Annotated in this window: 9 protein-coding genes and 1 pseudogene; all 10 read left to right on the top strand. The window is 72.4% G+C overall.

Annotation, left to right across the window (positions count from 1 at the left end; translation table 11 throughout):
* A pseudogene (locus ACQRUO_RS36575) lies at positions 1–354 on the top strand (hypothetical protein); the annotation flags it as partial.
* Complete coding sequence (locus ACQRUO_RS36570; RefSeq protein ID WP_428320486.1) at positions 354–773, top strand: roadblock/LC7 domain-containing protein; 420 nt, start codon at positions 354–356, stop codon at positions 771–773. The pseudogene ACQRUO_RS36575 and the gene ACQRUO_RS36570, both read left to right, overlap by 1 nt.
* Entirely contained in the window at positions 770–1,141 is a 372-nt protein-coding gene (locus ACQRUO_RS36565; protein ID WP_428320485.1) for a DUF742 domain-containing protein, read from the top strand. Before ACQRUO_RS36570 ends, ACQRUO_RS36565 begins: the two co-directional genes overlap by 4 nt.
* Positions 1,122–1,823, top strand: coding sequence for a GTP-binding protein (locus ACQRUO_RS36560; RefSeq protein ID WP_428320484.1), 702 nt, complete (start codon positions 1,122–1,124; stop codon positions 1,821–1,823). Before ACQRUO_RS36565 ends, ACQRUO_RS36560 begins: the two co-directional genes overlap by 20 nt.
* Positions 1,820–3,082, top strand: coding sequence for a cytochrome P450 (locus ACQRUO_RS36555; protein ID WP_428320483.1), 1,263 nt, complete (start codon positions 1,820–1,822; stop codon positions 3,080–3,082). Before ACQRUO_RS36560 ends, ACQRUO_RS36555 begins: the two co-directional genes overlap by 4 nt.
* Positions 3,083–3,132: 50 nt before the next feature.
* Entirely contained in the window at positions 3,133–4,359 is a 1,227-nt protein-coding gene (locus ACQRUO_RS36550; RefSeq protein ID WP_428320482.1) for a cytochrome P450 family protein, read from the top strand.
* 347 nt (positions 4,360–4,706) lie between these two features.
* Entirely contained in the window at positions 4,707–6,089 is a 1,383-nt protein-coding gene (locus tag ACQRUO_RS36545; RefSeq protein WP_428320481.1) for an ABC transporter substrate-binding protein, read from the top strand.
* A gap of 62 nt (positions 6,090–6,151) precedes the next feature.
* Positions 6,152–7,159, top strand: coding sequence for a carbohydrate ABC transporter permease (locus ACQRUO_RS36540; RefSeq protein ID WP_428320480.1), 1,008 nt, complete (start codon positions 6,152–6,154; stop codon positions 7,157–7,159).
* Entirely contained in the window at positions 7,156–8,262 is a 1,107-nt protein-coding gene (locus ACQRUO_RS36535) for a carbohydrate ABC transporter permease (RefSeq protein WP_428320479.1), read from the top strand. The genes ACQRUO_RS36540 and ACQRUO_RS36535 overlap by 4 nt, the downstream gene beginning before the upstream one ends.
* A gap of 109 nt (positions 8,263–8,371) precedes the next feature.
* The gene (locus tag ACQRUO_RS36530) at positions 8,372–9,055 is read left to right on the top strand and encodes a ribonuclease HII (RefSeq protein ID WP_428320478.1); all 684 of its coding nucleotides are present in this window, start codon (positions 8,372–8,374) and stop codon (positions 9,053–9,055) included.
* Positions 9,056–9,401 lie beyond the last annotated feature (346 nt).

Here is a 9,401-nt window from a genome sequence, read left to right as displayed (position 1 = left end):
CCCGCGGCGCTGCCCGCCCCGGCGCGGCCGCGCCCGGCCCTGCCGCCGGTGGAACCGCCGGCGGCCCCGGCACCGTCACTGATCGAGGACGGTCTGCCCAGGCGGCGCCGGGGGCAGACCCTGGCCGCGGCGAAGGCCCGTACCGCGGCGGCGGGCGGTGCCGGTCAGGCCCGTTCCAGCGCGGGCGCCCGGTTGGGGGCCTTCCGGGTGGCCGCCCAGGGGCAGGGCCGCCCGGACCGGAGCACCGCGGACCCGAGCACCGAGGTCCGCGGCGCCGGGCCCGCACCCGCGGCAACCGCCGCCGACCCCAAGGACATCCCGGACACCCCGGACACCCCGAAGGACAACGCTTGATGAGCAGCACCACCGAACGCGACCTGGACTGGCTGCTGGAGCACCTGCTGGCCGACACCCCCGACGCCAAGCACGCCCTGGTGCTCTCGGCGGACGGCCTGAAGCTCTGCCACAGCGCCGGTCTGAGCATCGACCAGGCCGACCAACTGGCCGCCATCGCCTCCGGCATCCAGAGCCTGGCGCACGGCGCCTCGATCGAGTTCGGCGACGGCACCGGCGGGGTGCGGCAGTCGATGACCGAGTTCCACGGCGGCATCCTGTGCATCGTCGAGGCCGGCCACGGGGCACACCTGGCCGTGGTGACCGACGAGAGCGCGGACGTGGGTCTGGTCGGCCACAACATGCACGCCCTGGTCGAGCAGATCGGCGCGTTCCTGAGCGCGCCGCCGCGCGGGAACGACACCGCCGCGGACGCGTGACCCGGCCCCGGCGGCCGGTCGGGTCGCCGTCCGACGGCCCCGACCGGCTCTACACGGTGACCGGTGGACGCAGCCGGGCCGAGACCGACGCCTTCGACGTGGTGACGCTGATCGTCGCCGAGCAGCAGCCGGTCCCCGGCATGCAGTCGGAGCACGTCCGGATCCTGCGGCTGTGCGAGCGACCGACCGCCGTGGTGGAGCTGGCCGCCGACCTGCACCTGCCGGTCAGCGTGGTGAAGATCCTGCTCGGTGACCTGATGGCGGCCGGGCGGATCACCGCACGGCATCCGCGGTTCGCCGCCGGCCAGGCCCAGTTGCCCGATCTCGACACGTTGAAGCAGGTACTGCATGGACTCCGCCGGCTCTGAGGCCGCCGCGCCGGCCGTCGCCGGGCCGTCGACGACGGCCGAACCGTCGGCCGACGGCCCGGCAGCGCCCGCGCCCCGGACGCCGCTGCGCAGCACCGCCGACCACGCCTGGAAGATCGTCGTGGTCGGCGGCTTCGGCGTCGGCAAGACCACGATGGTCGGTTCGGTCAGCGAGATCCGGCCGCTGGCCACCGAGGAGCTGATGACCCGGGCGGGCATCGGCATCGACGATCCGTCGGCGGTGCGGGAGAAGCGCGCCACCACCGTGGCCTTCGACTTCGGCCGGATCACGCTGTCCGAGCAGAGCGTGCTCTACCTGTTCGGGGCGCCCGGGCAGGAGCGGTTCTGGTTCCTCTGGGACCGGCTGTTCCACGGCGCGCTGGGGGCGGTGGTGCTGCTGGACGACCGGCGGCTGGCGGACTCCTGGTACGCGATCGACCGCCTGGAGCAGCACGGCCTGCCGTTCGTGGTGGCCCGCAACACCTTCGAGCCGCCGGAGCACCCGCTGGCGCGCATCCGCGAGGCGCTCGACCTGGACCCGCAGGTGCCGCTGGTCGACTGCGACGCCCGCGACCGCGAGTCGAGCAAGCAGGTGCTGATCGAGCTGGTCGACCATCTGTACGCCCGCGCCGAGGCGGCCCAAGCCGAGGCGGCCCGAGCCGAACTGGAGAGCCACCCGTGACCGAGCCGGTGACCACCCCGCCGTCCGGCTGTCCCGCACACCGCGCGGGCGCCGCTGCGCTGTACGGACCGCGTTTCCAGACCGACCCGGCGCAGGTCTACCGCGAACTGCGGGCCGCGCACGGCCCGGTCGCGCCGGTCGAGCTGGCCGGCGGCGTGCCCGCCTGGCTGGTGATCGGCTACCGCGAGCTGCAGGAGGTGACCAGTCGGCCGAAGCTGTTCGGCCGCGACTCCGGCCGCTGGAACGCCTGGCCGACCATCCCCGAGGACTGGCCGCTGCGGCCGATGATGACCCCGGTGGCCTCGCTCCTCTACACCGAGGGCACCGAGCACCAGCGCCGTTCGGCGGCGATCACCGACACGCTGGGCGCGGTGGATCCGTACGAGCTGAAGAAGTACTGCGAGCGGATCGCCGACCGGCTGATCGACGCCTTCGCCGGCCGGGGCGAGGCGGACCTGGTCGCCGAGTACGCGCACCGGATGCCGCTGCTGGTGCTCTGCTGGCTGCTCGGCCTGGACGACGCCCAGGTCCCGGTGCTGATCGAGAACCTGCTGGCGATGATGGACGGCGGGCCGGACGCGCAGCAGGCCTCGCAGCGGATCGTCACGGTGATGCTGGAGCTGGTCGAGGCGAAGCGGGCTGAGCCGGGGGCGGACGTGACCTCCCGGCTGCTGGTCCACCCGGCGGGGCTGACCGACGACGAGGTGGTGCGCGACCTGCGGGTCCTGCTGGCCGCCGGTCACCAGCCGACCGCGTACTGGATCGCCAACGCGCTGCGGCTGATGCTGACCGACGACCGGTTCGCGGCTTCCTTCTCGGGCGGGCGGCGCAGCGTGGGGCAGGCGCTCGGCGAGGCGCTCTGGGAGGACACGCCGACCCAGATCTTCGCCGGCCGCTGGGCGGTGCGCGACACCCAGCTGGGCGGGCAGCGGATCGCGGCCGGCGACCTGGTGCTGCTCGGGCTGGCCGGGGCCAACGCGGACCCGGCGGTGCGGCTGGCGAGCGGTGAGGCGGCGGAGGGCAACCGCGCGCACCTGAGCTTCTCGCACGGCGAGCACCGCTGCCCGTTCCCGGCCCAGGAGGCCGCCGAGGTGATCGCGGGGACGGCGGTCGAGGTGCTGCTGGACCGGCTGCCGGACCTGCGGCTGGCAGTGGCCGAAAGTGCACTGGTCTGGCGGCCGTCGGCCTGGGTCCGGGCGCTGGTGGCGCTGCCGGTGGCCTTCACCCCTGCGACGACGACCTCGGGAGCGTTCGGATGACCGCTGAGCCCACGACTGGTATGCCAACGACTGGTATGCCGACGACTCGTATGCCCACGACCGGTGGGCCCGTGCCCGCCGTGGTGGCGCTCGACCCGCTGGCCCGCGACAGTGCGGCCGAGGGGGCGGTGTTGCGGGCGGCCGGTCCCGTGGTGGCGGTGGAGCTGCCGGGCGGGGTGCGGGCCTGGGCGGTCACCCGGTACGCCGAGGCGCGGGCGCTGCTGACCGATCAGCGGCTGGTCAAGGACGCCCGGCAGTGGAGGGCCCTGCAGCGCGGCGAGGTGCCGCGCGACTGGCCGTTGATCGGGGTGGCGGTGCCCGGTCCGAGCATGGTGACAGCGGACGGCGAGCAGCACCGCAGGCTGCGCGCGCTGGTGGCACAGGCGTTCACGCCCCGGCGGGTGGAGCTGTTGCGCCCCCGGATCGAGCAGCTCACCGCGCAGCTGCTGGACGGACTGGCCGCGGGCGGGCCGGTGGTGGACCTGAAGGCGGCGTTCGCCTTCCCGCTGCCGATGACGGTGATCGGCACGCTGCTCGGGGTGGATCCGGCCGATCACGGCTACCTGCGCGAGCTGTACGAGCGGTTCTTCCGCAGCGTGCCGGACCCGGAGGGGATCCAGGCGATCGTGGCGGCGCTGAACGCCTTCGTCGACGACCTGGTGCGCCGCCGCCGGGCCGCGCCGGGCGACGACCTGACCAGCGCGCTGCTGGCCGCCGACGTCGAGGGCGGTGCGCTGTCGGACGCGGAGGCGGCGGCGACGCTGCGGGTGCTGATCGCGGCCGGTCACGAGACCACGGTCAACCTGATCACCAACGCGGTGCGGGCCCTGCTGACCCACCCCGACCAGTTGGCCCTGGTCCGCTCGGGCCGGGTGGGCTGGGCCGCGGTGGTCGAGGAGTCGCTCCGCTGGACGCCGCCGACCAGCAACTTCCTCTTCCGCTACCCGACCGAGGACGTCGCGGTCGGCACCACCGTGGTGCCGGCCGGCGATCCGGTGCTGATCTCGTACAACGCGATCGGGCGCGACCCGCTGCAGCACGGCGTGACCGCCGAGCTGTTCGACGTCACCCGGGACCCGGTGCGGCACCTGTCCTTCGGGCACGGGCCGCACGTCTGCCCGGGGTCGCCGCTGGCCCGGCTGGAGGCGCAGGTGGCGTTGCCCGCGCTCTTCGAGCGCTTCCCGGAGCTGCGCCTGGCGGTGCCGGGGGACCGGCTGCGGCCGGCCGCCTCGATCGTGCTGAACAGCCTCCAGGAGCTGCCGGTGCAGCTGTTCTGACTGATGGTCAGATGATCTGCTGGGCGGCTCGGGTGCCGCCGCGGTGCGGGCGGTCGGCGTGGTCGACCGTCCGCACCGTCGCATTCGCGGGCCGAGGCGGGGTAGGTATTCGCGAACACGGTGGAGGTTCGCCCGAGCTGTGCCGGGGGCTGCCCGGAGTGGTCGGGAAGTCTCCACAGTGAAAGCTGAACGTGTCCTTGGCCTCTGATGAAGGGTGCGTTAACGTCTTCGAGCCAGCCGCCATCGAGGCCCATCGGCCCGGTCACGGCCCAACTCGCCGTGGCTGAGCTCGACTTCCGGTTCAGCGCAGTGTCATGTGGTTCAATCCCAGGCCGCAGGAGAACGCTTTGAACATCACGATGAGTGCCCGGTTCCGCAAACACCTGTTGGTGGCCCCCACCCTGCTGGGCCTCGCCCTGGTCGCCGCCTGCAGCAACGGCTCCGGCGGTGGTGGCGGCGACAGCGCGCACTCGGCACCGGCGCTGACCGGCTCCTGTGCCAAGTACCAGCCGTACGCGGGCTACTCCGGCAGCACGGTGACGATGTTCGCCTCGATCCTCAGCCCGGAGTCGGACTCGCTGGAGAAGTCCTGGGCCGAGTTCAGTTCTTGTACCGGGATCAAGATCTCCTACGAGGGCTCGAACGACTTCGAGTCGCAGCTGCCGGTCCGGGTGGCCGGCGGCAACCTCCCCGACCTGGCGATCATCCCGCAGCCCGGCCTGCTGGCGCAGATGGTGAAGACCGGCAAGGTGGTCAAGCCGCCGGCCCAGACGGTGACCAACGAGAACCAGTGGAGCCCGATCTGGAAGACCTACGGCTCGGTCGACGGCACCTTCTACGCGGCGCCGATGAGCGCCAACATGAAGTCGCTGGTCTGGTACTCGCCGAAGGCGTTCAAGGCCGCCGGGTACGCGGTGCCGACCACCTGGCAGCAGCTGATGGACCTCAGCGACCGGATCGCCAAGGCCGGGACCAACGGCAGCAAGCCCTGGTGCGGCGGCATCAGTTCGGGCACCGCGACCGGCTGGCCGGCCACCGACTGGGTGGAGGAGGTGGTGCTGGGCGGCCAGGGCGGCCAGGTCTACGACGACTGGGTCAGCCACAAGGTCAAGTTCAGCGACCCGCCGATCACCCAGTCGATGCAGGTCGTGCAGAACTGGATGCTCAACCCCGCCTGGGTCAACGGCGGCATCGGTGACGTGAAGTCCATCGCGACCACCACCTTCCAGGACGCCGGCGCGCCGATCCTCACCGGCAAGTGCTGGATGCTCCAGCAGGCCTCCTTCTACGAGGCGCAGTGGCCCAAGGGCACCAACGTCGGCCCGGACGGCGACATCTACGCCTTCCAGCTGCCGGCGCAGAACCCGGCCCTGCCCACCCCGGTCGAGGGCGGCGGCGAGTTCGTCGCCGCGTTCTCCAATCGCGGCGCGGTGCAGGCGGTGCAGAACTACCTGTCCACCGCGGACTGGGCGACCAGCCGGGTCAAGGTGGCGCCCGGCTGGGTCTCGGCCAACCGCGGGGTGGACCAGAGCCTCTACACCGACCCGATCGACCAGCTCTCCGCCAAGGCGCTGACCGACAGCACGGCGACCTTCCGCTTCGACGCCTCCGACATGATGCCCGCCGCGGTCGGCTCCGGCGAGGAGTGGAAGGCGTTCACCGCCTGGTTCGCCGAGGGCTGGTCGGTGCAGAAGGTGGCCGCCGACGTGGACGGCGCCTGGCCCCAGTAGACCGTGGCGAGCCCCGCCCGACCGGACCGGACACCCACCCTCGTCGGAAGGACCGCGCCCGCATGCCGGTGACCAGTTCGCTCCTCGCCAGTTCGACCGCGGGCGACGCCGCGACCAAGCTGGCCAACAGCTTCGGCGCGATCGCCGGCTTCGCGGGCATCCTGCTCGCCGTGTTCTTCGCGGCCGGGCGGGCCACCGGCCGGTTCAGCCGGCCGCTCGCCATCGTGATCTTCCTGGGGCCGGCGGTGCTGCTGCTCCTGGTGGGACTGGTGGTTCCGCTGGTCCGCACCGTCTACCTCAGCTTCCGCAACGACGACAGCAGCAGGTTCCTCGGGGTCAGGAACTACGACTGGGCCCTCACCAACGACTCGATCCACCAGGTGCTGCTCAACACCCTGCTCTGGCTGGTGGTCGCCCCCGCGGCGGCCACCGGCCTGGGGCTGGTGCTGGCCCTGCTGGTGGACCGGATGCGCTGGCAGGCGCTCTACAAGTCGCTGATCTTCATGCCGATGGCGATCTCGCTGGTCGGCGCCAGCATCATCTGGAAGTTCGTCTACGACACCCGGGACTCCTCGCAGTCCCAGATCGGGCTGCTCAGCCAGCTGGCGATCTGGCTCGGCTGGCACCATCCGCCCAACTGGATGCTGTCCCAACCGCTGAACAGCTTCCTGCTGATGGTGGTCATGGTCTGGGTGCAGACCGGGTTCGCGATGGTGGTGCTCTCCGCCGCGATCAAGGCGATCCCGGACGAGGTGACCGAGGCCGCCCGGCTCGACGGCGCGCGCGGCCTGCGGCTCTTCTGGTACGTCACGGTGCCGATGATCCGCACCACGCTGGTGGTGGTGCTGACCACCGTCATGATCGTCACGCTGAAGGCCTTCGACATCGTCCGCACCATGACCGGCGGCAACTTCGGCACCCAGGTGCTGGCCAACGAGATGTACTCGCAGTCGTTCGTGCAGTTCAACGTCGGTCGGGGCAGCGCGCTCGCGGTGATCCTCTTCCTCGCGGTGCTCCCGCTGGTCGCCTACAACATCGTCCAGCTGCGCAAGGAGCGGGCCACCCGATGAGCAGTCAGAGCGCCGATCAGCCCGTCCCCGATCAGCCCGTCCCCGAACAGCCCGTCCCCGATCAGCCGGCCGCTGACCCGTTGGCTGCTGGACCGTCGGCCGCTGACCCGTCGGCCGCCGAGCGGTCCGTCCCCGGGCAGCGGGCCGCCGAGCGGTCCGTTCCCGACCGGTCGGCCGCGGCGTCCGTCCGGCCGCTGCCCGCCGTCAAGGCCGTGCGGAGGTCCTTCAGCGGCCCGCTCGGGTCGCTCTTCGTCATCGTGATCACCGTGCTGTGGACGATCCCGACCTTCGGGCTGCTGGCCACCTCGCTGCGACCGCAGCGGGACGTGGCGGTCAGCGGCTGGTGGAACGTCTTCGCCCACCCCCACCTGGGGCTCTCCAACTACCACACCGTGCTCTTCGAGGGCGGCTTCGGCGTCCCGGACGGGCTGATGCCCTACCTGGTCAACTCGCTGGCGATCAGCATCCCGGCCACCCTCTTCCCGCTGGCGCTGGCCGCGATGGCGGCCTACGCGCTGGCCTGGGTGCGGTTCCGGGGCAGCGACACGCTGTTCTTCCTGATCTTCGCGCTGCAGGTCGTACCGCTGCAGATGGCGCTGATCCCGCTGCTCCAGCTCTTCTCCGGCGGCGCCCACCTGGGCGGTCTGACGATCATCCCGCAGTTCGACCTCAGCGGGACCTACGCGCCGGTCTGGCTGGCGCACACCATGTTCGCGCTGCCCCTGGCGATCTTCCTGCTGCACAACTTCATCTCCCAGCTGCCCCGGGACCTGATGGAGGCGGCGGTGGTCGACGGGGCCTCGCACTTCAAGATCTTCCGGTCGATCGTGCTGCCGCTCTGCGCGCCCGCGCTGGCCTCGTTCGCCATCTTCCAGTTCCTCTGGGTCTGGAACGACCTGCTGGTGGCGCTCACGTTCGCCGGCGGCACCCCCGAGGTGGCGCCGATGACGGTGCGGTTGGCGCAGCTCTCCGGGTCCTACGGTGGGCACTGGGAGGTGCTCACCGCCGGGGCGTTCCTGTCGATCATCATTCCGCTGTTGGTCTTCTTCGGGTTGCAGCGGTACTTCGTCCGGGGGCTGTTGGCGGGGTCGGTCAAGGGGTGAGGGGACGCGTCGGCGCGCCGTAGGGTGGAGGGCGCGGCCCCGGTCGGCCGCCTCGCCCGCCCGGCCCCGGCCGCCCGGCACCGCTGACTGTCGACGGAACGGAACTCCGATGCCCCACCAGCCCCCGACCCACAGCGTCGAGCGCTCGCTGCGCCGCGCCGGCGCGACCGTGGTCGCCGGACTCGACGAGGTGGGGCGCGGTGCCTGGGCCGGCCCGGTGACGGTCGGTGCGGCGATCACCGGCCTGCGCCGACCGCCGGAGGGGCTGACCGATTCCAAGCTGCTCACCCCGCGCCGCCGCGAGCAGCTGGCGCCGGTGCTGGCGGACTGGGTGACGGCGTACGCGCTCGGCGAGGCCTCGGCGCTGGAGTGTGACGAGCTCGGCATGACGGCGGCGCTGCGGCTGGCCGCGGTGCGGGCGCTGGAGGCGCTGCCGGTCCAGCCGGACGCGGTGATCCTGGACGGCAAGCACGACTACCTCGGCGGCCCCTGGCGGGTGCGCACGGTGATCAAGGGCGACCAGAGCTGCGTCTGCGTCTCGGCGGCCTCGGTGCTGGCGAAGGTGCACCGGGACGGGCAGATGGCCGAGTTGGCGCCGCAGTTCCCGCAGTTCGGCTTCGAGGAGAACGCGGGTTACCCCTCCCCGGTGCACCGCGCGGCGCTGGAGGAGTTCGGCCCGACCGAGCAGCACCGGCTCTCCTGGGCCTTCATGGACGCGCTGCCCCGCTGGAGCCACCTGAAGCGCACCCGGTCGCTTCCGGACGGCGACGAACAGCTCACGCTCGGCTTCTGACTGGTCATCAGGAGTACTCACCGGCACCACGTTCCGCTGATCCGCGCGACAGCTTGGTGCCCAATGGGTGGGGCGCCCGTGCGCATCCGACCGGCATTTGATAGATATCCGGGTATGCCTGTCATCCCCGAGGAGCCGGAGATTCACGAGAGCATCCCGGGCCCCGGCGTTCCCTTCCCCCGCGAGTCGGACGCACCAGCCCCCAGCACGCCTGCCGCCGGCAGCGCGTCCCCTGCCCGTACTGCCGCCCAAGGGCCCGCCACCGGCGGTCCGCGGCCCGGCCCCGCGTCCACGGCGGTGCCCGGTCCGCGGCCCGGCCCGGCCCGTCCGGCCGCCCCCCGGCCCG

Origin of the sequence: Kitasatospora sp. LaBMicrA B282, assembly GCF_050325825.1 — a bacterium.
Taxonomy (GTDB): Bacteria; Actinomycetota; Actinomycetes; order Streptomycetales; family Streptomycetaceae; genus Kitasatospora.
Note: the sequence above shows the minus strand (reverse complement) of the source record. Positions and strands in the feature narration are given on the sequence as shown.

Bases quoted from the DNA above. Each gene is read 5' to 3' on its own strand.
- ACQRUO_RS36570 (WP_428320486.1), top strand. From the start codon at position 354: ATGAGCAGCACCACCGAACGCGACCTGGACTGGCTGCTGGAGCACCTG.
- ACQRUO_RS36560 (WP_428320484.1), top strand. From the start codon at position 1,122: ATGGACTCCGCCGGCTCTGAGGCCGCCGCGCCGGCCGTCGCCGGGCCG.
- ACQRUO_RS36550 (WP_428320482.1), top strand. From the start codon at position 3,133: ATGCCCACGACCGGTGGGCCCGTGCCCGCCGTGGTGGCGCTCGACCCG.
- ACQRUO_RS36540 (WP_428320480.1), top strand. From the start codon at position 6,152: ATGCCGGTGACCAGTTCGCTCCTCGCCAGTTCGACCGCGGGCGACGCC.
- ACQRUO_RS36535 (WP_428320479.1), top strand. From the start codon at position 7,156: ATGAGCAGTCAGAGCGCCGATCAGCCCGTCCCCGATCAGCCCGTCCCC.
- ACQRUO_RS36530 (WP_428320478.1), top strand. From the start codon at position 8,372: ATGCCCCACCAGCCCCCGACCCACAGCGTCGAGCGCTCGCTGCGCCGC.